At 64.3% G+C, this 24,392-nt stretch carries 16 protein-coding genes; 11 read left to right on the forward strand and 5 right to left on the reverse strand.

The annotated features are described in order from the left end of the window. Positions 1-105 precede the first annotated feature (105 nt). The 7 genes from LXE91_RS26645 to LXE91_RS26675 all read left to right on the forward strand — a co-directional run bounded on the left by LXE91_RS26645 (position 106) and on the right by LXE91_RS26675 (position 6,649). Complete coding sequence (locus LXE91_RS26645; RefSeq protein WP_039369777.1) at positions 106-654, forward strand: CS1 type fimbrial major subunit; 549 nt, start codon at positions 106-108, stop codon at positions 652-654. A gap of 249 nt (positions 655-903) precedes the next feature. Continuing rightward, positions 904-3,063 carry a TcfC E-set like domain-containing protein gene (locus LXE91_RS26650; RefSeq protein WP_039369805.1) on the forward strand — a complete coding sequence of 720 codons (2,160 nt, stop codon included), beginning with the start codon at positions 904-906 and terminating at the stop codon, positions 3,061-3,063. A 4-nt stretch (positions 3,064-3,067) separates the two neighbouring features. Next, positions 3,068-3,754 carry a pilus assembly protein gene (locus LXE91_RS26655; RefSeq protein ID WP_148668959.1) on the forward strand — a complete coding sequence of 229 codons (687 nt, stop codon included), beginning with the start codon at positions 3,068-3,070 and terminating at the stop codon, positions 3,752-3,754. Then, positions 3,745-4,230, forward strand: a complete 486-nt coding sequence (locus tag LXE91_RS26660; protein WP_039369780.1) for a hypothetical protein — start codon at positions 3,745-3,747, stop codon at positions 4,228-4,230. Before LXE91_RS26655 ends, LXE91_RS26660 begins: the two co-directional genes overlap by 10 nt. 79 nt (positions 4,231-4,309) lie before the next feature. Further along, entirely contained in the window at positions 4,310-5,329 is a 1,020-nt protein-coding gene (locus tag LXE91_RS26665) for a hypothetical protein (protein ID WP_135370735.1), read from the forward strand. Positions 5,330-5,337: 8 nt separating this feature from the next. Continuing rightward, positions 5,338-5,883 (forward strand): hypothetical protein, encoded by a 546-nt coding sequence (locus tag LXE91_RS26670; RefSeq protein WP_039369783.1) that lies wholly within the window; start codon positions 5,338-5,340, stop codon positions 5,881-5,883. 85 nt (positions 5,884-5,968) lie between these two features. Next, positions 5,969-6,649, forward strand: coding sequence for a hypothetical protein (locus LXE91_RS26675; RefSeq protein WP_046197025.1), 681 nt, complete (start codon positions 5,969-5,971; stop codon positions 6,647-6,649). A gap of 431 nt (positions 6,650-7,080) precedes the next feature. Here LXE91_RS26675 and LXE91_RS26680 read toward each other — a convergent pair whose 3' ends face one another. The 5 genes from LXE91_RS26680 to LXE91_RS26700 form a co-directional block, all read right to left on the reverse strand. Further along, positions 7,081-10,131 carry a two-partner secretion domain-containing protein gene (locus LXE91_RS26680; protein ID WP_046197026.1) on the reverse strand — a complete coding sequence of 1,017 codons (3,051 nt, stop codon included), beginning with the start codon at positions 10,129-10,131 and terminating at the stop codon, positions 7,081-7,083. A 153-nt stretch (positions 10,132-10,284) separates the two neighbouring features. Next, the gene (locus LXE91_RS26685) at positions 10,285-13,191 is read right to left on the reverse strand and encodes a two-partner secretion domain-containing protein (RefSeq protein WP_046544080.1); all 2,907 of its coding nucleotides are present in this window, start codon (positions 13,189-13,191) and stop codon (positions 10,285-10,287) included. A 179-nt stretch (positions 13,192-13,370) separates the two neighbouring features. Next, complete coding sequence (locus LXE91_RS26690) at positions 13,371-16,730, reverse strand: GLUG motif-containing protein (RefSeq protein WP_046544081.1); 3,360 nt, start codon at positions 16,728-16,730, stop codon at positions 13,371-13,373. 173 nt (positions 16,731-16,903) lie between these two features. Continuing rightward, a complete protein-coding gene (locus LXE91_RS26695) occupies positions 16,904-18,613 on the reverse strand; it encodes a ShlB/FhaC/HecB family hemolysin secretion/activation protein (RefSeq protein ID WP_082139546.1) in 1,710 nt (569 codons plus the stop codon). A gap of 613 nt (positions 18,614-19,226) precedes the next feature. Beyond that, entirely contained in the window at positions 19,227-20,243 is a 1,017-nt protein-coding gene (locus LXE91_RS26700; RefSeq protein ID WP_039371479.1) for a 1-aminocyclopropane-1-carboxylate deaminase, read from the reverse strand. 197 nt (positions 20,244-20,440) lie between these two features. Here LXE91_RS26700 and LXE91_RS26705 point away from each other — a divergent pair, with 197 nt between their 5' ends. The 4 genes from LXE91_RS26705 to LXE91_RS26720 all read left to right on the forward strand — a co-directional run bounded on the left by LXE91_RS26705 (position 20,441) and on the right by LXE91_RS26720 (position 24,385). Continuing rightward, positions 20,441-20,941, forward strand: coding sequence for an Lrp/AsnC family transcriptional regulator (locus LXE91_RS26705; protein WP_039371476.1), 501 nt, complete (start codon positions 20,441-20,443; stop codon positions 20,939-20,941). A 244-nt stretch (positions 20,942-21,185) separates the two neighbouring features. Continuing rightward, positions 21,186-22,907 (forward strand): ubiquinone-dependent pyruvate dehydrogenase, encoded by a 1,722-nt coding sequence (gene poxB, locus LXE91_RS26710; protein WP_039371474.1) that lies wholly within the window; start codon positions 21,186-21,188, stop codon positions 22,905-22,907. Between the two features lie 105 nt (positions 22,908-23,012). Beyond that, a complete protein-coding gene (locus LXE91_RS26715) occupies positions 23,013-23,453 on the forward strand; it encodes a GNAT family N-acetyltransferase (protein WP_039371471.1) in 441 nt (146 codons plus the stop codon). Between the two features lie 341 nt (positions 23,454-23,794). Further along, positions 23,795-24,385: a class I SAM-dependent methyltransferase gene (locus LXE91_RS26720; RefSeq protein ID WP_039371468.1), complete on the forward strand. Its 591-nt coding sequence runs from the start codon at positions 23,795-23,797 to the stop codon at positions 24,383-24,385. Positions 24,386-24,392: the final 7 nt, after the last annotated feature.

Genomic DNA, 24,392 nt, shown 5'->3' on the forward strand with positions numbered 1-24,392 from the left:
TCATCGAAAATAGCGTCAGTGGAATTGATCTTCCACGCGTTTGAATACGGATTAGTTAATCAGTATTCGATCTCCGTAAATCAATCTTTAAATAGAGATCCATCGATGAAACTCAGCAAACTCGTTCTGGCAATGGGCGTCACCACGGCACTGTTCGGCATGGCACACACGGCACAGGCCGACACCGTGTCGAAGAAGGTCACGCTGACCGCGCAAATCAACGACGGCATCTTCGTGTCGAAGCCGGACGGCTCGACGTGGTACGGCACGGAAGAGCTGGAAGCCAACGACTACACGCAAACGAAGTTCTCGAAGACCCTGCCGGTCCGCGTGTATACGAAGAACCCCGACTTCAACATTTCGCTGGCGTCGCCGCTGAAGCTGACGAACGGCAACTACGAAATGAAGAACGCGAAGGTCACGCTCGGCAGCGCCGCAGGTGATTCGGAAGTCAAGTTCGGCGCAGTTCAGAAAGTCACGCAAACGGTCTCGGGCAACGGCGGCTTCGACGAAGTCCACAACCTGAAGATCAACGTCGACGCACCGACGATGGTCGGTACCAACAGCACCAACGGCAGCTACAGCGGCGATCTCGTGATGGTGTTCGAGCCGCTGGCAGCAGCGGGCGGCGGCGATACGCCGGCCTCGAAGTAACCCCGTCGTAGTTCCATCGCGAAGCCCCGCTTCCGGGGCTTCGCTTCCCGATTCGTTCCTGTGTCCAGTCGGCATTGCCGCTCTGGCTTCTGATTTCGTTCCTATTGCAAAGAGAATAGCGTGTCGACCTATCGAGCTCCATTTCCGTTCAATAGGCTGTGGCTCGGTGCATTCGTGTTCATCTCGTCGCAGTCTTTCGCTGAAGTCAAGGTGTCGTACGGCGTGCCTGAAGGTTTCAGTGCGGCCGAGATGGATGATAGCGCGCGTTATGTCGCGACGTTCAACGGCAAGACGTTGCCGGGCTTCGTGCGTTATTCGGCAACCGAATCGGTGCTCGAATTCGACGCGGCGAAGTACGCGGCAAACGGTGTTTCGCCGGACGACGTCGATACGATTCGCAACGTCGTTTCGAAGATCGACTACAAGCGCTGCAGCAAGGGTTGCGATATCGAGGTCGACGGCTATTACGTCACCATCGACAAGCTTCGGCGCTCGATATCGATTCGCAATTCCCGTGAGGATTACTTCGCACCGGAAACGACCTTCGGGCTGGTCAACAACCAGTCGGTCGACTTTCGTGCGTCGTCAAACGGTTATCGCGCCGCCAACCTGAACGGCGCGACCTGGGTCGGGCTGCCGTCGCGCAGCTTCGGCTACGTAAGCTGGTATGCGAACCGCACTCAAACCCGCGGCACGAGCTACGGGTCGCAGGGCGTTTCGTCGTATTACCTGCAGAAGAACTTCGCGGGAACCTACCTGCGGGCCGGCAAGCAGAACAGCATCGACTATGCGTCCGGTTCGGTCAGCACGCTGCTGTCGCCGAGTTTCGACCAGTTCGTGACGTTCGGCAGCCAGAGCAACCTGCAGGTGAATCGCGATGCGGGTTCGCTGGTGCTGTACGCGACGGCCGAAGGCAATTACGAGTTTTACCGGAACGGCCGCCTGATCATGAAGCGCCCGGCCGCGCTCGGCCGCAACGAGATCAGCTTCGCGGATCTGCCGGGCGGCTATTACCCGGTGCAGGTGCGCCTGGTCGACCGCAACGGCAACCTGGTCTCGCAGGAAATTCGCGAGATCAACAACGTCAACTTCGGCGCCGGCGGCGGCAACGCATGGCATTTCACGGTCGGCAAGGAGATGAGCGATCGTGGCGGCTTCCTGATGGAAGGCGCGATGAGCCGCAACTTCCGCCAGTTCTACATGAACGCGTCGACGCTCGTCGGTCGCGGCGGGGATTGGGCGGCGGAAGTGAACGTTACGCGTCCGACAAAGATCGGCGACGTCGACGTCACGCCTACGCTCGGCGTGCTGGCGGGCGAGCGCAAGGCAGGCGGCTACGTCAGCCTAGCGGCGTCGAGCGAAGCGCTCGGCAGCCTGTCGGCCAGCCGCTATCTGAACAACGACGTGTCGCGGTTCTATGCGGGCACGTCGAGCACCAGCGTGACGTACAGCCGCATGGTGCGCAAGGCGACCGTCGGCTACAACTACCAGCAGTCGGGGTTCGGTGCGACGCACCAGGCGGAAGTGCGCTGGAACTATCGACCGAACGGCCTGTGGGCAACTTTCGCGCTCGGCGTGCAGAAGGGCAGCTTCAGTCGCACGAGCGGCGGATATGGCGTGTATTTCAACATGACCATGCAGCTCGACAAGGTTCAGGCGAGCTTCAGTGCCGCACGTTCCGGCGGCCAGACGCAGTTGAGCGGCGATTACCGGAAGGATTTCCAGGACGGTTTCGGTACGACGACACTCGGGGTGACGGGCAACCGTATCAACTCCGATTACGGCATCAACGTATACGGCTCGCGCTCGGGCACGCGCGGTGACGCTTCGCTGAACCTCGGCTACAACGGCGATGCCTCCAACGTCGATTTCAACTACCGCGGCATGGTTGCGGCCAGCAAGGATGGTGTTGCATTCGGTCGCTACAGCAACGGCGGCAGCGCGATGTTGCTGCGCACGCCGAAGCTCGACGGGATGCGTTACGGCTTCAACGTGGAAGGTAGCCCGGTCGGTGGCGGCAGCACCTATGCGGTGCCGTTGAATACCTATACCGACGTAGCGTTCGCTCGCGTGTACAGCAACAGCGACAAGCTCGACATGAACATCGAGGTGCCCGCCAACATCGTTCGCGCGCATCCGGGGCAGGTCTATGCGGCGCAGGCGAAGGTCGACATCAACATGGTCTACAGCGGCTTCCTGAAAGATACCGAAGGCAAGCCGATCAGCGGCAAGGTCGTCGAAACCGGTGACGTCGTCCATCGTAACGGCCTGTTCTCGATCGTCAGCAAGACGATGCTGTCGCAGGTCACGGTCGACGGCGACGGGCATCGATACACATGCAGCCTGAAGGATGCGAGCGGCAACGATTTCCGCTGCGAACTGCCAGGGCTCAAGGAATCAAAGGAGTAAGCACATGAATTTCAACGCGAAGCATTGGGCATTGGCTCTCGTCGCGCTCGCGTGCGCGACTGTCCGTCCGGCACTGGCCGAAGGCGAACTGATGGTGATGCCGGCGGCAACCCGCGTGTATGCCACGCACGACCAGAAGGTGACCGTGCGCAACATGGGCGATGCACCGCTCTTCCTGTCGATCACGTTGCAGAAGATCATGAATCCGGGCGTGACGCCCGAGAAGAAGGTTGACCTCGGGCAACTGGACAATCCAGGCATGCTCGCGAGCCCGGACAAGCTCACGCTCGGGCCAGGCCAGAGCCGGCAGATCGAGCTGAAGTCGCTGACGGATCCCGCGCAGGAAGAGGTCTACCGGCTGTACGTGGTGCCGATCCGGTCACTGAAGGTGGAAGACGCACCGGCTGACAAGATTACCGCGCCGATGTCGGTGGCGATCGGCTATGGCGTGCTGGTCCGGCATTTGCCGCCGCCGGGCAAGCTGAACGTGGCCTGGACCCATCGCTGCGAGGATGGCGGCATCACGCTGGAAAGCACCGGCAACGTGCGCACGCTGTTCTCGAACGCGTCGTATGACGGTGTGAAGCAACCGCAGACCATCGCGGTATTTCCGGGCACGCCGCAGCATTTCGCGACCAAGCGCATGACGCTCAGTGTCCAGGATGAGCCCAAGACGCTGCAATGTCCGTGATGAACCGCGCGCTGTGCCGAGCGCTGGGTGCGTTGCTGCTGCTCTGGAGCAGCGGCAGTTTTGCCGCAGGCATTCTGAAGTTGTCTCGCACCGAGCTCACGTTGGCACCCGATAAACCCGCCAATGAACTGTGGGTCGAGAACGTCGGCGATACACCGTTGTATCTCGATATCACGCAGCAGCGGGTCTTGAATCCGGGGCATTTGCCGGAACAGCTCGTGCCGGTCGAGGAGGTGTCGCAGCCCACCTTGCTGGTACTGCCCACTCGGCTGGCGCTATCGCCGGGGCAGAAATACCGGATGGCGTTGAAAGAGCTTTCCATGCCGGATGAGTCTCAAGTGTGGCGAGTGACATTCCGGCCACGGGAGCACATCGTCGTTGACGCGGATCGCGATGGCGACACGACGGCGCCGCTGTTCGTGAGTGTCGGCTATGGCGTGGTTATTTATCAGTCGTTGGCTGGGGCAGTAAGATAAATATTGTCTTGGTGGTCGATTTGTGATTTTTTTGATCATTAAATTGGAGTGGTCGGGAATTTTGACCGGAGAATTTTAAATGAATCGAATTTCTCGTGAACGGGGTTCGTTCGGAAGGTGGTGCAAGGTCGTATTATTGTTCTTTCTCGCAATGTCTGTCGGTAGAGCGTACGGATATATTCTTGTTCTCGATAATTTGAGCAATGGATACAGTGGTTGCTCATGGGTCGATAACGGGAATGGAACCAGCACCGTCAGTGTTTCGATTGACTACAAGAGTGTGGTAGGTCATTTGGGCGGTCGATTATTCACGTCTCGAGGCATACTTATTTACACGTATAACAGAAACGGGGAGCTCAATCCAAGTGCCAACGTCGCAAGGGCAATGAATATAAATGGCAAGCCGTACGAAAGTGCTTTTGTCGGGACGGGGTATGTCATGTATAAGAATTCTAATTATCCAGGGCCCAGTACGGGGGATTGGACGAACGGTTCCCCGTTTATCGCGAATGTTGTTGCAACTGTGTCGAATTCAGTAATTGCGGATTGGCCTGCTATTGGTATTCGTGCTGGGAACTATACGGATGGTGATGATGTTGGTGAAGTGACCGGGGTTGCATACATTCGCTTCGGGGAAAATAGGGGTGTTTGCAATATTGTGGTGAACCCTGAAGTGCCGCCACCGCCGGTAGAGATCACAATGAACATGACCGCTCCGGACTGGAATCTGGGAGATTTGGGTCAAGGAGATTCGAAGAAGACGTTTTCCGATACGGCGAACCAACTTTGCTTCACCTATCCCGGTTCAGTGGTTACGGGTGTGCGCTTTATAGTAAATGCGAAAAATGTCAATGGTGAGGTGGCAAACCGCTACAGACTCAAAAATGTCGACGATGCGTCGCAGTTCGTTCCTTACAGCATCAAGCTGGATGGGGGTGGGTCAACCCTATCTTTGCCGAACTCCTCGAACATGGCCATGCGTTTCGCCAGTTCGGGAAAAACGTGTTTTGTGCCGACGTTCGAGACCACTGTTGATAGCAACGTAAAAGAAGGCGACTACGTCGATGTGCTCATATTCACCGTCGTTACACCTTCGTAGGAGTTCACGTGAAGAGTGTTTTGAAAAAGTGTCTGATCGTATCGTTGATGCTCCCGGCTGTTTTGCTCGCCGAACCGGTGAAACTGACCGGGAAGACGACGAGCCGGGTCACCGCTCACGTCTCGCGGCCGAACAATCTGTTCGTTACGGATGACAAGGGCGGCTGGTTCGATCAAGGGCTGCAAATGCAGCAGCTCGGCGGATGGGATACCCCATACGAGGTGCAGGCGAGGTTGAAAATCGTGTCGACCAGCGGTGTGTTTCAGGTTCGCCTGGATTCGCCACTGACCATCACACATCAATCGAAACCCACGTTGGTGTTTAGAACGCCGACAGTCAAGCTCGCGCCCGAAGGCGGTGTACCGAAACCTCTGCTGGTCGGTCAGGGTACGGAGTTTCAGAATCCGGCCGCATCAGGGGCGCGGGACGATTCGGTGGGCTATTACAACCTCGACATCGCCGCTTATCCGCCAACTGGTAACTTCAAGGACAACACGGGTACGTACAAAGGCGTGTTGTCCATGACGTTCGAACCAGTGATCAAGGCGCCTTGACGGTCATCTTGCGACTACGCGTTTATCAAGCCGCATCGTCAAGAATCGGACGGGACGCCTGCAGATCGATTAAAGGACATGCAGCATGAAAAAATACTCATCTACGTTGGGGCGCATCGCATGCATGGCCACACTGGCGTTTCCGATATCGGCGGCCGCGGCGATCGACATGGTGCCGAAGGACGTCACCCTCAAGGAAACAGTCACCTCGGTCGAGGTGATCAACAATGGAGATCGCGCCGAATACGTCAGCGTGTCGTTGTCGCGCCTGCTGAATCCTGGCGTGCCGTTCGAAAATGAGCGGCTCGAGCCGGTTGGCGAGATCGATCAGCCGTCCATTTATGCATCACCATTCCGAATGAGCCTTGCTCCCGGGCAGACAAAGACCATCGCGATCAAGGTATTGCGTCCGGTCGACACGGAAACGGTTTACCGACTCGATGTGAAGCCGGTGATCAAGGTCCTCGGTACGGGCCACGCGAAGTCATCGGCCAGTGTCGTCGCTAATCTCGCATTCAGCGGGATCGTACGCCAGATGCCCTCCAAAACGCGGGCAGCGCTCGCTGTGGCGTGCGAAGCGTCGGGCGCACGACTGACGGCGACCGGCAATGTTCACTATCGTGTGGAAGGCGCCAAAGCCGACGGGCAACGCCTCGACGATTTCAATGTGTATCCAGGCGTGCCGCTCCCGGTACCGGGGCGCATCGTCGATATTCCCGGTCATTCCGTGTGCGGTGCGGCAGCCGCGAAGTCGCCTCTCCCCTGATTGATGATGCCTCTGCGGCATTTGCTGGAGGCATACGATCGTGTACCGTTGCTACCGTCGACAGATATGTCGATGCTTCGGATAGCGACTCTTCTTCCTATTCCCCGGGCCTGCATTTGACTCTGTCTATAGAGCGCGATGTGGCCCAGGCGTTGCGATGCGTGACGTCAACGGATTCTGAATATCGCGGCAGCACGTCAACATCGTTGATGCGGGCACGGCATAGAAGGTGAACCGCGTTAAAAAAAGCATGAGCGTCTCGTACAACGACAAGGTACGCGTTCTCTAAGGTGATGTTGCAGCGTGGCTGCTACAGCGGTATCGCGATGACGGGCGGCTTCGAAGAAATCGCCCGTCATCGCTTTTTCGCCCCCCGCTCGTTAGCCGAGCGGAGAGTTTATTATGCCGAACCCAACGCGTTCGACTGGTCCTTATCGATCGACAGGGCCGTAATACCATTGCCCGTTGATCTTGCCGATACTCAGGCCGACCATGTAATACGGTTGGGCGGCACCTTCAACCGAGCTGGCTTCGATGTTGCCGGATCTGTTGTTGTACCCGACCAGGGTGCCCCAGGAACGCCCACCGTATATCGTCGATGCCGGATCGATACGACTGCTCGACGTCGATGCGCGGATCGTGCCTGCGTTTTCGCCGACGAGGCCGCCCAGGGTTGAAAAGGTGCCCGCAATCGTGCCGGTGGACGACGCGTCGTCGATGACAGCACCCTGATCGTTCAGCCCCACCAGACCGCCGACGGTCGAATTGTTCGCCCCGACATTGCCGGTCGTGGCCGCATGGCGCACGATTGCGCGGTTGCCTTGGTTCGTGCCGACCAGTCCGCCGACGCGGCTGCCGTTGCCAGCCGTTACGTTGCCGGTGGCTGTCACGGTGTCCAGTTCCCCCGTGTTCAGGCCGACGAGTCCGCCGGCATCGCTCGCCTCGCCTGCGCTGACCCGGCCAGTGGCGCTGGAGTTCGACACGGCGCCGTCATTCGTGCCGACGAGCCCGCCGGCGTGGCTGTTCCGGCCGGTCGTTACCGTGCTTCTGGCCTGCGCGTGACGAATCGTGCCGCCGTTCCTGCCCGCCAGACCGCCGACATGGCCGCTGGCAAGATCCGTGACGTCGCCGTCCGATTGCACACCGTCCAGCGTGCCGCCTGCGTTGTCGCCGACGAAGCCACCGATTGCGAGCGCACCGTTGGCCCAGACCGGGCCGGATGCGGACGCGTTCGCGATCGTGCCGTCGTCCCTGATTTTTCCGGCAAAGCCGCCGACGTAGCTGCCTTTGCCTGCCGTGACCGTGGCGTTGGCCGACGCGTTGCGAATCGTGCCGAAATTGATGCCGACAAAGCCGCCGGTGCTCGTGTCGTCGCGGCCGGACACGCGCCCGCGGCTCGACGAACGAACGATCTCGCCGTTGTTCGTGCCGACGAACCCGCCGATGCTCTGGACCTCGCGGCTGTACGATCCCTGGAACGGCGAGCCGGAACTGCCGGACAAGGTGACGTCGGCGGACGCCGTACTGTCGGCGATCGTGCCGCCGTTGACGCTGGCCAGGCCACCGACGGAGAGCGTGTTGGCGCTACCCGAGACACGCCCGGCAAAGTTCGCGCGGTCGATCGTGCCGAGGTTCCGGCCGACGAGGCCGCCCATCATGACCATGTTCCGGCCGTTGTACGAGACGCTCGTGTTTTTCGCGTTGACGTTCTCGATGCGTCCCAGGTTGTCGCCGACGAGGCCGCCGACGAACGTGGCGCGGGCGGCCGACGTGCCGTCGACGGTGAGCGAGTCGAGCGTCAGGTTGGCAAGATAGCCGGTGCTTTGCCCGAACAGGCCGATGTTCGGCCCGGTGCCGGTGATCGACAGCCGGCTGATCGTGTTGCCGAGGCCGTCGAACACGCCGGTGAACGTGCCGCTGCCGCCGATGCTGCGGAAGCTCGTGTTCGCGCCGTCGATCGCGTTCCCGATTACGTAGCGGCCGCCAAGATTCGCATCGACGTTGCGCAGGTCGGCCATGTTGTGGAGAACCTTGTAGTCTTCGCCGTTCGAACGGAACGACGCGTTGTCGCCGGACAGCGTGACGACGACGTCCTTGTTCAGCGTATGGCCGTTCTTCGAATTGAGCTCGAGGTGTGCGTTGCGGCCGGTGAGTTTGATCGTATCGTTGATGCGGATCTTGTCAGCGGCGTTGACGTTCAGGCTCGCATTCGCGCTGGCGGACGACACCGCTTGCTGCAGATCGACGTTGCCCTTCTGCGACGTGAGCGTGAGCGAGCGATCGCTGTTCCATGCGACCGGGCCGCCAACCGTCAGGTCGCCCTGCGTGTTGGTCAGCGCGACGTTGGTGGTGCCGAGGTTGTTCGACAGCGTGTCGCCGTCGATCGATGCGCCGGCCGGATAGAGCGTGTCTGCGTTGTTGTTCGCAACGCCGGCGTTGGCCGCTTCGATGGCCCAGGTGCCGGCCGTATTGCCTGCGCGCGTGTCGACCGTGGTACCGCGTGCAACGCGAACCTGTTCGCCTCGCGTGACGATCGAGCCTGCCGGTGCGCCAGCTTCGGCTGCGCTCGCGTCGAGCTTGCCGCCGACGAGGACGGTGCCGCCGTCGAGCGTGATCTTGCCGGCGCGGCTGGCGAGGCCCTTCGCTTCGATGGTGCCGGTGTTGTTCACCACGGCGTTCAACAGGTCGCCTGCTGCACGCGCGGTCATCAACACTTCGCCGCCGTCGGCCTTCAGCAGGCCGCCGTTGTTGGCCTGCGCATCGACCGCGCCGCCTTCGACCTGCAGGCTGAGCAGGTCGCTGCCGTCGAAGTTGACCTTGAACGTGTTGCCGGCGCCGAGCGCGACGCGGCCCATCTTCGCCTGGATCACGCCATTGTTGGACACGCGCGCACCGAGCAGCGCGACGCCGCCGCCGTCGGCGGCGGTGATGCGACCGTCGTTGACGATGGAGGCGGTGGAGTTACCCGAGAAGCGATAGTTGCCGGCGAGGAAATCGGCGTCGGCGATGTTCTGGGTGGAAGCGACGAGGCCGCCGACGTTGATCTGTGCGCCGGAGCCGAACAGCACGCCGTTGGGGTTGACGAGGAAGACCTTGCCGTTGGCGTCGAGCTGGCCCTGGATCTGGCTGCCGTTGTTGCCGACGACGCGGTTCAGCGCGATCGACTGCTTGCCGGGCTGATAAAACGTGACGCGCTCGCCGCCGGCGATGTCGAATTCCTTCCAGTTGGTGATGAGCTTGTCGGTATGCTGGTTGATCGACATCGTCTTGCCGTCTGCGTCGCGCAGGATGTCGGCCTTGCCGGCGGTGATGTTCTCGCCGGAGGGCAGCGCGAAGGCGGGCAGGCTGACGATACCGAGCAGGGAGAGTGCGGCGGCGACGCGCTTGGCGCTGCCGGGTTTGGCACGGCGGCGCGCGGTTTCCCCGACGGCGATCCAGCGGCCGTGTAGCGGATTCCATACCAAAGCGTAGGTCTTGTTCATGATTTCATCTCCAGAGATTGGATGGGATGTCGGGCCGATGCGGCTGAGCACCGACAGAGAGGGCGGCGATCGGGCCGGGTGTGCCGATCGCCAGGAGCGGGGGTGTGGCCCCCGCCGTATCGGCGGACGTCAGCGACGTCCGCGCGGATGGGGTCAGTCCTGCAGGCGACCGGCGTTGAAACCGACGAGCGGTACATCCGGGCCGTTCCCGCTTGCGGTGTTGCCGATGAGCTGGCCGTAGTTGATGCCGGCGAGCGCGCCGTAGCGCTGCGCAAGTTCGCTCCGATAGGCGATCCGGCTGGTCGTGGACGAACGCTCGACCGTGCCGAAGTTGCTGCCGGCCAAGCCGCCCAGCTTCGCTGTGTATCCGCCCGACACCGTGCCCGACGACGAGGACGTACGGATCCGTCCGCCGTTGTTGCCGACGAGGCCGCCGACCAGGCTGACATTGCCGCCGGATACCGCGCCGGCGGCCGTGGAGGCGTCCAGCAAGCCGCTGAGCTGGCCGACGAGGCCGCCGACCTGGCTGCCGTCGCCGGCGCTCACATCGCCCGTCGCACTGGCGCGACGGATCACATACCGGCTGCTTCCTGCGAACCCGCCCGCCAGGCTGGCATGACCGGCCTCGACGTTGCCCGTCGCGCTCGACGTATCGATGACGCCAAGGTTGTTGCCGACGAACCCGCCCACCATGCCGGCGATCGAGGCCGTGACCATGCCGCTCGCGCGTGATGCGCTGACGTCGCCGTGGTTCGTGCCGACCGCGCCGCCCGCGACGCTGTTCTCCCCGACCCGGATCGAGCCGCCGGCCTTCGAGTGGGCGAGCAGGCCGGCGTTCAGACCGACGAGGCCACCCGCCACGACATCGTTGCCTGCCGTGATGGTCGTGGTCGACGACGTGTTGCGCACGACACCATTCGCTTCGTTGTGGCCGACGAGCCCACCGATCAGGGCGGTGTCGCCGGTCATCGTGACGCTACCCGCACTCGACGAGGTTTCGACGATGCCGCTGTTGATGCCGACCAACCCACCCGCCGTGCCGCGCGCGGTGGTCACGTGGACGTCGGCGTGGCTGTCGGCGATGCGCGCGACGGGCGCGTTCTTTTGCGCAAGCGTGAGGTTGGCGCCGGCGAGACTGCCGATCGCTACCGTCTCCCTGTCGCCGTCGACGCGTCCCGACACCCGCGCACGCTCGATCGTGCCGCCGCGGTTGGCGCCGACCAGACCGCCGACGTACGCGCGTCCGGCGGCGGAGACAGTGACATCGGTGGCCGTGACGTTCGAGATCGTGCCGAAGTTGTCGCCGGCGAGCGCGCCGATCAACAGCGTGCGCCGGGGCGCGCTGCCGGTTGCGCTGAGGCCTTTCAGTTCGAGGTTCGCGATGCGGCCGCGGTTGATGCCGAACAGGCCGACGACGTGATGGCCAGGGTTGGTGATCGCGAGCCGGCTGATCGTATTGCCGAGGCCGTCGAAGATGCCGGTGAACGCATTGCCGGTAGCGCCGCCGATACTGACAAAGTTCGCGTTCGCGCCGTCGATCGTGTTGCCGATCACGTAGCGGCCGCCGAGGTTCGCGTCGACGTTGCGCAGGTCGGCGATGGTGTGGAGCACCTTGTAGTCCTCGCCGTTCGAGCGGAACGATGCGTTGTCGCCGGACAGCGTGACGGCAGCATCGTTGGTCAGCGTGTGGCCGTTCTTCGAATTGAGCTCGAGATGCGCGTTACGGCCGGTGAGCTTGACCGCATCGTTGATGCGGATCTTGTCGGCGGCGTTGACGTTCAGGCTCGCATTCGCGCTGGCGGACAGCGTCTGCTGCAGATCGACGTTGCCCTTCTGCGACGTGAGCGTGAGTGCGCGATCGCTGTTCCATGCGACCGGGCCGGCGACCGTCAGGTCACCCTGCGTGTTGGTCAGCGCGACGTTGGTGGTGCCGAGGTTGTTCGACAGCGTGTCGGCATCGATCGATACGCCGGCCGGATAGAGGCTGTAGGCATTGTTTTTCGCGACGCCGGCGTTGGCCGCTTCGATGGTCCAGGTGCCGGCCGTATTGCCCGCGCGCGTGTCGACCGTGGTGCCGCGCACAACGCGAACCTGTTCGCCGCGCGTGAGGATCGAGCCGGCCGGCGCGCCGGCCTCTGCTGCGCTCGCGTCGAGCTTGCCGCCGACGAGGACGGTGCCGCCGTCGAGCGTGATCTTGCCGGCGTGGCTGGCAAGTCCCTTCGCTTCGATCGCGCCGGTGTTGTTCACCACGGCATTGAGCAAGTTGCCTGCCGCCTGCGCGGTCATCAGCACTTCACCGCCGTCGGCCTTGAGCAGGCCGCCGTTGTTGGCCTGCGCATCGACTGCGCCGCCTTCGACCTGCAGGCTGAGCAGGTCGCTGCCGTCGAAGTTGACCTTGAAGGTGTTGCCGGCGCCGAGCGCGACGCGGCCCATCTTGGCCTGGATCACGCCGTTGTTGGATACGCGCGCACCGAGCAGCGCGACGCTGCCGCCGTCGGCGGCGGTGATGCGGCCGTCGTTGACGATGGAGGCGGTGGAGTTACCCGAGAAGCGATAGTTGCCGGCGAGGAAATCGGCGTCGGCGATGTTCTGGGTGGAGGCAACGAGGCCGCCGACGTTGATCTGCGCGCCTGAGCCGAACAGCACGCCGTTGGGGTTGACGAGGAAGACCTTGCCGTTGGCTTCGAGCTGGCCCTGGATCTGGCTGCCGTTGTTGCCGACGACGCGGTTCAGTGCGATCGAATGCTTGCCGGGTTGATAGAACGAGACGCGCTCGCCGCCGGCGATGTTGAAGTCGTTCCAGTTGGTGATGAGCTTGTCGGTGTGCTGGTCGATGCGCATCGACTTGCCGTCTGCGTCGCGCAGGATATCGGCCTTGCCAGCGGTGATATTCTCGCCGGAAGGCAGCGCGAAGGCGGGCAGGCTGACGACGCCGAGCAGCGAGAGCGCGGCGGCGACACGCTTGGTGCTGCCGGGCTTGGCGCGGCGGCGTGCGGTTTCCCCGACCGCGCTCCAGCATCCCTGGGCCTGGTTCCAGATCAGTGCGTAGGTCTTGTTCATCGTTTGGTCTTCCTGATGGTTTTTTTAGGAAGTCCGGCCGACCGTGAAGGCTGATCGACCGGAGGGTGGCGGCCGGCGGCCGGGCGGCCACCGGCAACGAGCGGCCGGGCCGCTCGTATCAGGTGACGGAATCCGGCCTGCCGTTCATGCGGCGCAGCCGGAACCGTCAAGGTTCACGTTCAGGGCTTCACCAGACCGTAGTTCAGGCCGACCAGCGGGCCGTAAAACTGGTCGTAGCCAGCCTTCACGTCCACGCGGCTGGTGCTCGACGAGCCGTAGATGCTGCCGAAATTGCCGCCGACGAGGCCGCCGAGCCGCGCGTACTGGCCGCCGGATACGGTGCCGTTCGACGACGACGACGCGGTGATGGTGCCGCCGTTGTTGCCGACGAGGCCGCCGACATAGCTGGCGAAGCCGCCCCGGGCGGAGCCCGTCGCACGCGACTGGTCGACAGTCCCGGTCTGGCTGCCGACGAGGCCGCCGACATTGCTCTGCGCGCCGCCTTCGACGTCGCCCGACGCCGTCGACCGGACGATGCTGCCCCGCTCGTTGCTGCCGACGAGGCCACCGACCGACGAGAAGTCGCCCGCCTTCACCAGGCCCGTCGCACGGGAATCGGCGATCGTGCCGAAGTTGCGTCCGACGAGGCCGCCTGCGCGGCTCGAGTACCGGGTCGATACGTTGCCCTTGGCGCTCGACGTGAGGATGCGGCCCACGTTGTACCCGACGAGACCGCCTGCCGAGCTGTTCTCCAGCGCGATGACGTTGCCCGACGCGTTGGAGGAATCCAGCGTGCCGGCGTTGGTGCCCGCAAAGCCGCCCGCGATGGCGTTGTAGCCCGCCACGACGTCGCCGGATGCGTCGGATGCCTCGATGCGGCCGGCGTTCACGCCGACAAAACCGCCGACCGTGGCGCTGTAGTCGCCGGCTACCTTGCCGCTGGCCAGCGACGTTTCGATGAAGCCGTCGTTCGTGCCCGCGAAGCCGCCGAGCGTCGATTTGCCGAGGGCCCGGACATGGCCTTGCGCGTCGGACGCATGAATGCGGCCCGCCGTGCCGTTGCGGCCGACGAAGCCGCCGACGATGCTGTCTGCACCGGCGACGACGTTGCCCGTCGCGGTCGACGCATCGATGTCGCCGTCGTTGTAGCCGGCGAAGCCGCCGGCCAGTGCCTGGGTGCCTGCCGTCACGTTGCCGTTGGCCCGCGACGCGCGGATCCGGCCGCTGTTCGTGCCGACGAGGCCGCCGATCGTGCTCGATGCGTCTGCGAACACGTTGCCGTCGGCCGTGGACGATTCGATGCCGCCGAGGTTCACGCCCACCAGGCCACCTGCGATCGCGTTGTTGCGCGCAGTCACGGTCGCGGACGACGACGACTGCTTGATGAGGCCGTTGTCGTCATTGAGGCCGACGAGGCCGCCGACCTTCGCGTTGGCGGCGCTCGCGTTGATGGAAGCCGCACTCGACGAGCGCTCGATCATGCCCGTGTTGTGGCCGACCAGGCCGCCGGTGAGGCCATCGTGCGCGGCGTCGATGCGGACGTCGGCATGGCTGTCGCGGATCGATGCCGAGATAGGCGGCTGGTTCAGCCGCGTCAGGTTCTCGCCCACGAGGCCGCCGATCACGTACGCGTAGCGATCGCCTTCGATACGGCCGGATACCTTGGCGCGCTCGATCGTGCCGCCATAGTTGCTGCCGACGAGACCGCCGACGACCGTCTGCCCCGTCGCCGAGACCGTGACGTTGTTGGCCGTCACGTTCGAGATCGTGCCCGTGTTGCCGCCGGCGAGCGTGCCGACCGAAGTCACCCAGTACGGCACACCCGATGCGGTCGTGACGATGTCGCTCAGGTTGAGGTTGGCGATGCGGCCGGCGTTGTGCGAGAACAGGCCGACGTTCGACTGGCCCGGATTGGAAATCCGCAGGCGCGTGACCGTATTGCCGAGGCCGTCGAACACGCCGTAGAACGACTGGGTGCCGCCGATGCTGCGCAGGTTCGTGTTCGCGCCGTCGATCGTGTTGCCGATCACGTAGCGGCCACCGCGGTTCGCATCGACGTTACGCAGGTCGGCGATGGTGTGGAGCACCTTGTAGTCCTCGCCGTTCGAGCGGAACGACGCGTTGTCGCCGGACAGCGTGACGGCAGCGCCGTTGTTCACCGAATGGCCGTTCTTCGAATTGAGTTCGAGGTGCGCGTTGCGGCCGGTGAGCTTGACCGCATCGTTGATGCGGATCTTGTCGGCGGCGTTGACGTTCAGGCTCGCATTCGCGCCGGTAGCGGACAGCGTCTGCTGCAGATCGACGTTGCCCTTCTGCGACGTGAGCGTAAGTGCGCGATCGCTGTTCCATGCGACCGGGCCGGCGACCGTCAGGTCACCCTGCGTGTTGGTCAGCGCGACGTTGGTGGTGCCGAGGTTGTTCGACAGCGTGTCGGCATCGATCGATACGCCGGCCGGATAGAGGCTGTAGGCATTGTTTTTCGCGACGCCGGCGTTGGCCGCTTCGATGGTCCAGGTGCCGGCCGTATTGCCCGCGCGTGTATCGACCGTGGTGCCGCGCACGACGCGAACCTGTTCGCCGCGCGTGAGGATCGAGCCGGCCGGCGCGCCGGCCTCTGCTGCGCTCGCGTCGAGCTTGCCGCCGACGAGGACGGTGCCGCCGTCGAGCGTGATCTTGCCGGCGCGGCTGGCGAGGCCCTTCGCTTCGATCGTGCCGGTGTTGTTCACCACGGCGTTCAGCAGGTCGCCTGCCGCACGTGCGGTCATCAGCACTTCACCGCCGTCGGCCTTGAGCAGGCCGCCGTTGTTGGCCTGCGCATCGACTGCGCCGCCCTCGACCTGCAGGCTGAGCAGGTCGCTGCCGTCGAAGTTGACCTTGAACGTGTTGCCGGCGCCGAGCGCGACGCGGCCCATCTTCGCCTGGATCACGCCGTTGTTGGACACGCGCGCACCGAGCAGCGCGACGCTGCCGCCGTCGGCGGCGGTGATGCGGCCGTCGTTGACGATGGACGCGGTGGAGTCGCCGGAGAAGCGATAGTTGCCGGCCAGGAAATTCTCGTCAGTGATGTTCTGGGTGGACGCGACGAGGCCGCCGACGTTGATCTGCGCGCCGGAGCCGAACAGCACGCCGTTCGGGTTGACGAGGAAGACCTTGCCGTTGGCGTCGAGCTGGCCCTGGATCTGGCTGCCGTTGTTGCCGATCACGCGGTTCAGCGCGATCGACTGCTTGCCGGGTTGATAGAACGAGACGCGCTCGCCGCCGGCGATGTTGAAGTCGTTCCAGTTGGTGATCAGCTTGTCGGTGTGCTGGTCGATGCGCATCGACTTGCCGTCTGCGTCGCGCAGGATATCGGCCTTGCCGGCGGTGATGTTCTCGCCGGAAGGCAGCGCGAAGGCGGGCAGGCTGACGATACCGAGCAGGGAGAGTGCGGCGGCGACGCGCTTGGCGCTGCCGGGCTTGGCGCGGCGGCGCGCGGTTTCCCCGACCGCGCTCCAGCATCCCTGAGCCTGGTTCCAGACCAGTGCGTAGGTCTTGTTCATGTTTCTTTCCTCTGGAAAAAGTACTGGGGTATCGTTTCGCATTGATACGTATACCTAACGAAACGGCTAAGACGGAAACGCGTGACTTTCACGCTTCCTACGGCGCGGGCAGCTACGCCGCCCGCGCTACTTGCGGCCCTGCCATGCCCGGCGGGCCGCTCGTCGTATGCCGCTCAGAAATACTGGGCGGCCTGCAGCCAGACACTCGGTGAGCGCGTGGGCGACGCGACCTGATCGGTGTAGCCGACCGGCAGCGCGGCGGTGACGCTGACTTGATGACGCGAGCCGTACCAGCTCGCGCCGATACCGAGCGACGACAATTGCACGGTATTGCGTTCGCGCGACCAGCGCTGTTTGCTGAGCTGGATGCGGCCGGTGTCGGCGAACGTGCTCAGTTGCCAGCCGGGCGCGACCAGATAGCGCAGTTCGGCGGTGGCCTGCCAGCCCTGGTCGCCGCTGCCGGCGCCGAGCGCGAACGCACGCACGCCATACGGGCCGCCGAGGTTGAATTTTTCCGAAGAGTCGAGGTTGCGCGACGACAGTTGCGCACTGAATTGCGTGTAGAGCTGGAATCGCGAACCGAGCGCCTGCAGCCGCAGCGCGTTGATGTTCAGTTTCGCGAACTGGCCGAGGGTATGGGCGTAGTAATTCATGTCGAGCGGATCGTTGCTGCTCAAATGCCCGATGCCGACGGTCGCGGAGAAGCCGGTGCGGCCGCCGCCGCCGAAACCGTCCTGACGGTTGCCGCTCACGCCGAACGACCACAGATCGACGGTCTTGTCGCCGACCACATCGAATATGCCGTACACGTCGCGCAGGTGCTTGTTTTCGTAGGTCACCTGGGCATCGACGCTCGTGCGCCGGCTGCGCAGCAGCGGCTGCGTGACGAACGCGGAGCGGACGTCCGCTCCGCCGTGGTAGCGAAGCTCCTTCAGGCTGCCGCCGATCCGGTAGTTCATGTCGGAATACGCGATGCCGACGCGTGTGGACGCGGGGCCGACCGGCACCTGGTACGACGCGCGGTAGTAGCGCTGGTTCGTATTGCTCGTCAGGCCGCGCAGCGAGAAGCGGTCGCCGAGGCGCAGCGGCGCGTTGACGTCGATGCTGCCCGTCGCGCGGTAGCGGCCGGTCAGCGGATCGCCGAAGTTGTCGAATTCGACCGAGCCGGTGGCGAAGCGACTGCGTTCGGCATCGATCACGAGATCGGTCGTGCCGGGCTCGGCGCCGGGCCGCAGCGTGCCCTTCGCATCGACGCCGGGCATCTCGTTCAGCAGCATGAGGCTGCGCTCGAGACGGTTGCCGCTGACGATCTCTCCGGGCTGCAGCGACGCAAGCGGTTGACGCAGCGCGCGATCCAGTACGCGTGTGCGGTTGTGCAGCTCGAGCTGCCCGTAGCGGCCTTCGACGACGGCGATGCGCACGACGCCGTGCTCGATGTCCTGGTGAGGCAAATAGGCGCGGGCGAGCACGTAGCCGTGTTCGCGGTAATACGCCGTGATTCTCGCTGCGGCCTGTTGCAGATCGCCGAAGCTCAGTTCGCGGCCGACGAGATCGACGAGGAGCGCGTCGAGCCGTGCGGCGGGAATGGCCGCATTACCTTCGATGGCAAATGCGCTGACCGGAATGCGTGGGCCCTCGGCCGTGGCAGACGAAGGCGCTTCGTCGGATGGCGGCATCGCGAGATCGGGCGCGGCGGGAACGGGCAGTGTCGGGCGGAGTGTCTCGACATCGCGCAGCGACTGTCCCGCATTCGGCACCTGCGCTTGCGCATGGGCGATACCGTGAAGCGATAGCGCGAGGCTCGTCAGGCACGCGATGCGTAACCGGCCTGATCGCCTGTCGGCAATGGAATCGGAGCGGAGGAGCGGGCGGGCACGGCGCATGGCCGCTCGCTTGGCGGGAGGAAAAGCGGGTACTGGCGCCTGCATCGGGGGCGTCCCGGGCTCGGCGTCGAGAGAGCGGATGAAGGGGATTTTCGACCTCGATCGGTTGTGCGGTTCGGCCGATGCGTGGTCTCTCGCTTCGGCCGTTTGAGATGCCGACGATGGTACGAAATGGTTCCGGAGATGAATATGGAACAAGTACGAGTGGCTCGTTCCCTTTATTCATTCTTGTCAGATTCTTGAGTTCAGTCTGTGCCGCGCTCGAGAAACCGATGCGCTGCGCGACTACGGGGCATGTGTACGGCGTACCGGTGCTGCGACTCTGTTACCGGCGAAAATGTGCCGACGTCCTCGACGACCAGGCGCTACCCGGGCCTCGCGATCCGATGCCGACACCAAGCGATTGCGTGATTCAGGTCCGTGCGCTGCAGGATGTATCACATTGCAGTCGCGATGAAGTGTGTTGCTTGCACGCGGAACGATACCGTCGTGCCTTTTCCGATTTCATCGGGTCGCTGACCAGATCGCGCGACCGATCACGTCATTTCGCGGGAGCCCGGAGGAGGCGCGGTGCAAAACGGTCGGATTCGCATCGCGCGCCTGCCGAACCCTATCAGCCCTCCCGGAAAATCCCGCTATACGCGCTCAACGCCGGCACGCCGCCGAGATGCGCATACAGCACCTTCGACCCCGGCTCGAATTCCCCGAGCCGTACCTTGTCGATCATCCCGTGCATCGACTTCCCTTCGTACACCGGATCCGTCAGCATGCCTTCGAGCCGCGCGCACAGGCGGATCGCTTCGAGCGTGCCGTCGTTCGGCAGCCCGTATTCGGGGCCGGCGTAGCGCGTGTCGAGCACGACGTCCGCGGCGGTGATCGGCCGGCCGAGATCCACGAGCTCGGCGGTGTGCCGCGCGATGCGCGTGATCTGCTCGTGCGTGCGCTCGGGCGTGGCCGACGCGTCGATCCCGATCACGCGGTCGGCGCGCCCGTCGGCCGCGAACCCGACGACCATCCCCGCCTGCGTGCTGCCCGTGACCGAGCACACGACGATGTAGTCGAACCTGAAGCCGAGTTGCGCCTCCTGCGCACGCACTTCTTCCGCGAAACCGACGAAGCCGAGCCCGCCGAGCGGGTGCTCCGAGCAGCCGGCCGGAATCGGGTAAGGCTTGCCGCCCGCCTGCCGCACACTCTCCATCGCTTCTTCCCAACTGCGGCGAATGCCGATGTCGAAGCCGTCGGACACGAGCCGCACGTCCGCGCCCATCATGCGCGACAGCTGGATGTTGCCGACCCGGTCGTACACCGGATCTTCGTAGTTGACCCAGTGCTCCTGCACGAGCACGCATTTCATCCCGAGATGCGCGGCGACGGCCGCGACCTGGCGCGTCTGGTTCGACTGCACGCCGCCGATCGACACGAGCGTATCCGCGCCCTGCGCGAGCGCGTCGGGGACGAGGTATTCGAGCTTGCGCGTCTTGTTGCCGCCGAACGCGAGGCCGCTGTTGCAGTCCTCGCGCTTCGCATACAGCTCGACCTTGCCGCCGAGGTGCGCGCTCAGGCGCTTGAGCGGCTGGATCGGCGTCGGGCCGAACGTGAGCGGATAACGGGAGAAACGTTGCAGGTTCATCGGCGGGCTCCGGAAAGCAAAGGACAGGGCGGGAAATCGGATCGTTCGGGCGCGGCTGGCCGGCCGTGTTCCGACGAGAAAAATGATAGGCAGAAGCGGGAGAAATGAGCTTGCGAAATCAATTGCGTCGGCCTACGTTATCGACGATATGAGCACGCGATAAGCAATTTTGAATCGTTGAACAGGAGAATGACGCAATGAAATTAGATCGAGGCCGCGCATCGCCGACCGACGCCGCACCGGCGCTCGATCGCATCGACCGCGCGATCCTGCGGCAACTGCAGCAGGACGCGTCGATCTCCAACGTGAGCCTCGCGGCGAAGGTGAAGCTGAGCGCGCCGGCGTGCCTGCGGCGCGTCGAGCGGTTGAAGGAAATGGGGCTGATCCGCGGCATCGTCGCGTTGCTCGACCCGAAGCCGCTCGGCGCGGGGATGCTGGTCGTGATCGGCTTCGTGCTGGATCGCTCGACGCCCGAAGCGTTCGCGGCGTTCGAGAAGGCCGCGCAGAAGGTGTCGGGATGCGTCGAGTGTCACGTCGTGACCGGGGAGTTCGACTACTTCATGCTGGTGCGCACGCGAGACAACGACAGCTTCAACCGGTTGCACGCCGAACAGCTGCTTTACCTGCCGGGGGTGCGGCAGGTGCGCTCGTTCATGGTGCTCAAGGAGATTCTCTCGACGCATGCGCTGCCGTTGTAGGCGCGCGTATTCGACGAAGGCATGCCGGAGCGGCGCCGGGCTCGCCCGTCAATCCGTCTGTTTGCCGACGAAACGGCGACAGTCGCCCGACACCGCCGAAAGGGGCCCGAACGACACGCACGCAAGTGCTTCGCACCTTCACGACGCGTCGCGAAACGATCGCGTATGCTCGTTCGTTCGGTGGCGAAGGCGGGCACCGCGGCCGATTCTTTCGTGTGACGACCCATCAACGAGCGAGGGCAGCATGGCAAAACAGACGATGGCGGAATATCTGGCGAAGACGCTGGCGGCAGCAGGCGTCGAGCGCATCTGGGGCGTGACGGGCGACAGCCTGAACGGCCTGTCGTTCAGCCTGGGCCAGATCGGCTCGATCCGCTGGATGCATACGCGGCACGAGGAAAGCGCCGCGTTCGCGGCCGGCGCGGATGCCGCGTCGACCGGGCGGCTCGCGGTGTGCGCAGGCAGCTGCGGCCCGGGCAACCTGCACCTGATCAACGGGTTGTACGACTGCCATCGCAATCACCAGCCGGTGCTCGCGATCGCCGCGCACATTCCGTCGACCGAGATCGGCCTCGGCTACTTCCAGGAAACCCATCCGCAGGAGCTGTTCCGCGAGTGCAGCCACTTCGCCGAACTCGTGACGAACGCGTCGCAGTTCCCGCGCGTGCTCGCGCGCGCGATGCGCACCGCGATCGAGGAGCGCGGCGTCGCGGTGATCGTGCTGCCGGGCGACATCGCACTCGGCGACGGCCCGGACGAGCTGCCGGCGTGGAGCGAATCGGCGCCGCCTTCAATTCTGCCCGCCGACGCCGATCTCGACCGGCTCGCGGCGCTGCTCAACGCATCCGATGCGGTCACGCTGCTGTGCGGCAGCGGCACGCAGAGTGCGCACGACGAGGTGGTCGCGCTGGCCGACACGCTCGGCGCGCCGGTCGTGCATGCGCTGCGCGGCAAGCAGTTCGTCGAATGGGACAACCCGTTCGACGTCGGGATGACGGGGCTGATCGGCTTCAGCTCGGGTTATCACGCGATGGAATCGTGCGATACGCTGCTGATGCTCGGCACGGATTTCCCGTACCGGCCGTTCTATCCGTCGAACGCGAAGGTCGCGCAGATCGACTGGAAGGGTTCGCAGCTCGGCCATCGCGCGCCGCTTGCGCTCGGCCTCGTCGGCACCGTGAAGGAAACGATCGCGGCGCTGCTGCCGCGCCTCACGCGCAAGACGCAGCGTCGCTTCCTCGAGAACGCGCTGAAGCACTACGCGGCGGCGCGCAAGGGGCTCGACGATCTCGCGGTGGCCGAGCCGCCGGGCCGTGCGATCCATCCGCAATACCTGACGAAGATCGTCGACGAAGTCGCGGCGGAAGACGCGATCTTCACGGCCGACGTCGGCACGCCCACGCTGTGGGCCGCGCGCTACCTGACGATGAACGGCAAGCGCCAGCTGCACGGCTCGTTCAATCACGGGTCGATGGCGAACGCGATGCCGCAGGCGCTCGGTGCGCAGGGCGCGCATCCGGGGCGGCAGGTGGTGTCGCTGTCCGGCGACGGCGGGTTGTCGATGCTGCTCGGCGATCTGTTGACCGCGCGCCAGCTCAAGCTGCCGATCAAGATCGTCGTGTACAACAACAGCCTGCTCGGCTTCGTGTCGATGGAGCTGAAGGCGGCCGGCTATCTCGACACGAACGTCGACCTGAGCCCGACCGACTTCGCGGCGATCGCGAAGGGCGCGGGCATCTTCAGCGTGCGGGTCGAGCATTCGGAGAACGTCGAAGAAGCGTTGCGCATGGCGTTCGCGCATGACGGGCCGGCCGTCGTCGACGTCGTCACGTCGAAGTACGAGCTCGCGATGCCGCCGAAGATCGAACTCGCGCATGCGAAGGGCTTCAGCCTGTTCATGCTGCGCGCGATCCTCAGCGGGCGCGGCGACGAGATCGTCGAGCTCGCGAGAACCAACCTGCGGTAATGCGGTGCCGCGCGCGGTGCGTCGGGCAGCGCGCGCGGCACAACGCATCGGCGAACGCGCCGGAGTGCATTCGTCTGCGCAGCACGCATTGAACAACACCCGAACATGGCAATCGAAATTCGCGCCTACGAGGCATCCGACCTGCACACGCTGTCGGCCATCTGGTTCGATGCGTCGCTGCTCGCGCATGCGTTTCTCGGCGAGGCGCGGCTGCGCGAGCAGCGCGCGCTGATCGAAGCGGTTTATCTGCCCAAGGCGGAAACATGGGTCGCGTGTCGGGCTGGCGAGCCGGTCGGTTTCATCGGCCTGCTCGATGATTCGATCGGCGGCTTGTTCGTCGCGCCGGCCATGCACGGCCACGGGATCGGCCGCGCGCTGGTCGAGCATGCGCTCGCGCTCAAGGGCGCGCTCGATCTGGAGGTGTATGCCGACAATCTCGACGCCCGCGCGTTCTATGCACGGCTCGGCTTCGACGAAATTTCGCGGCGCGACGGGGACGACGAAGGCTTGCCGTTCGTGAACATCCTGATGCGCTCGACGCGTTGAACGAGCGGTCATGCCGACCGCCGCCGATCTCGCCGCGATCGGGACCGCACTGCAGCAAATCAGGATCGTCGGCGAGCGCTATCCCGCGCATTTCCACCAGCGCATCGACTGCTGACCGGCGCGCGCCAGCTGATCCGGCCCGAATTGGTCAGGCAAATCAGGGTCAATCTTCACGTCAGCTTAAGTTTGTGTTTCCTAGAATCGATTGACACGTCGCGTAAACAGCGACGGACCGATTCGCCCAGGAGGATGCGCATGAACCCTACCCGTGTCGCCGTAGCCCCGTTCCGCGCGATCATCGGCACGCCGCCGCTGACCGCGCAAGCACCGGAGGGCCGCCGATGATGTGGCCGAACGCGTGGCGTGTCTCGGCACTGTTCGTGCGCGAGTGGGTCGGCCGTCCGGCCGCGGTGGGCGCGTTGTGCCCGAGTTCGCGGCAGCTGGCGCGCGAAATGGCCGATGCGGTGCCGGACGGCGACGGGCTGGTCGTCGAGCTTGGCGGCGGCACCGGCGCGATCACCGCGGCGTTGCTCGAACGCGGCGTCGCGCCGCGGCGGCTCGTGGTGGTCGAGCGTTCGCCGGCGTTCGTCCAGCATCTGCGGCGACGCTTTCCCGGCATCACGATCGTATCGGGCGACGCACGGCAGCTCGAGCGGCTGCTGCCGCCCGATGCGCACGTCGACGCGATCGTGTCGTGCCTGCCGCTGCGCACGCTGCCACGGCAGGACGTAGCGGCGATCGTCGATCAGTGCCATCGCGTGCTGTCCGCCGACGGCGTGATGATTCAGTTCACGTACGACCTGCGGCCGCCCGGCCGTCATCCGCTCGGCGATTCGGCATTTGTTGCCTGCGGCAGCCGGATCGTGTGGGCAAACATACCGCCGGCGCGCATCGTGACCGTGCGCAGCGTCACTGCCGAACACGCGGAATGACGCGGCT

The organism is Burkholderia contaminans (assembly GCF_029633825.1).
GTDB lineage: Bacteria > Pseudomonadota > Gammaproteobacteria > Burkholderiales > Burkholderiaceae > Burkholderia > Burkholderia contaminans.

Coding starts and splice junctions, on each gene's coding strand:
- LXE91_RS26645 (WP_039369777.1), top strand. CDS start 106: ATGAAACTCAGCAAACTCGTTCTGGCAATGGGCGTCACCACGGCACTG.
- LXE91_RS26650 (WP_039369805.1), top strand. CDS start 904: ATGGATGATAGCGCGCGTTATGTCGCGACGTTCAACGGCAAGACGTTG.
- LXE91_RS26655 (WP_148668959.1), top strand. CDS start 3,068: ATGAATTTCAACGCGAAGCATTGGGCATTGGCTCTCGTCGCGCTCGCG.
- LXE91_RS26660 (WP_039369780.1), top strand. CDS start 3,745: ATGTCCGTGATGAACCGCGCGCTGTGCCGAGCGCTGGGTGCGTTGCTG.
- LXE91_RS26665 (WP_135370735.1), top strand. CDS start 4,310: ATGAATCGAATTTCTCGTGAACGGGGTTCGTTCGGAAGGTGGTGCAAG.
- LXE91_RS26675 (WP_046197025.1), top strand. CDS start 5,969: ATGAAAAAATACTCATCTACGTTGGGGCGCATCGCATGCATGGCCACA.
- LXE91_RS26680 (WP_046197026.1), bottom strand. CDS start 10,131: ATGAACAAGACCTACGCTTTGGTATGGAATCCGCTACACGGCCGCTGG.
- LXE91_RS26685 (WP_046544080.1), bottom strand. CDS start 13,191: ATGAACAAGACCTACGCACTGATCTGGAACCAGGCCCAGGGATGCTGG.
- LXE91_RS26690 (WP_046544081.1), bottom strand. CDS start 16,730: ATGAACAAGACCTACGCACTGGTCTGGAACCAGGCTCAGGGATGCTGG.
- LXE91_RS26695 (WP_082139546.1), bottom strand. CDS start 18,613: ATGCGCCGTGCCCGCCCGCTCCTCCGCTCCGATTCCATTGCCGACAGG.
- LXE91_RS26700 (WP_039371479.1), bottom strand. CDS start 20,243: ATGAACCTGCAACGTTTCTCCCGTTATCCGCTCACGTTCGGCCCGACG.
- LXE91_RS26705 (WP_039371476.1), top strand. CDS start 20,441: ATGAAATTAGATCGAGGCCGCGCATCGCCGACCGACGCCGCACCGGCG.
- poxB (WP_039371474.1), top strand. CDS start 21,186: ATGGCAAAACAGACGATGGCGGAATATCTGGCGAAGACGCTGGCGGCA.
- LXE91_RS26715 (WP_039371471.1), top strand. CDS start 23,013: ATGGCAATCGAAATTCGCGCCTACGAGGCATCCGACCTGCACACGCTG.
- LXE91_RS26720 (WP_039371468.1), top strand. CDS start 23,795: ATGATGTGGCCGAACGCGTGGCGTGTCTCGGCACTGTTCGTGCGCGAG.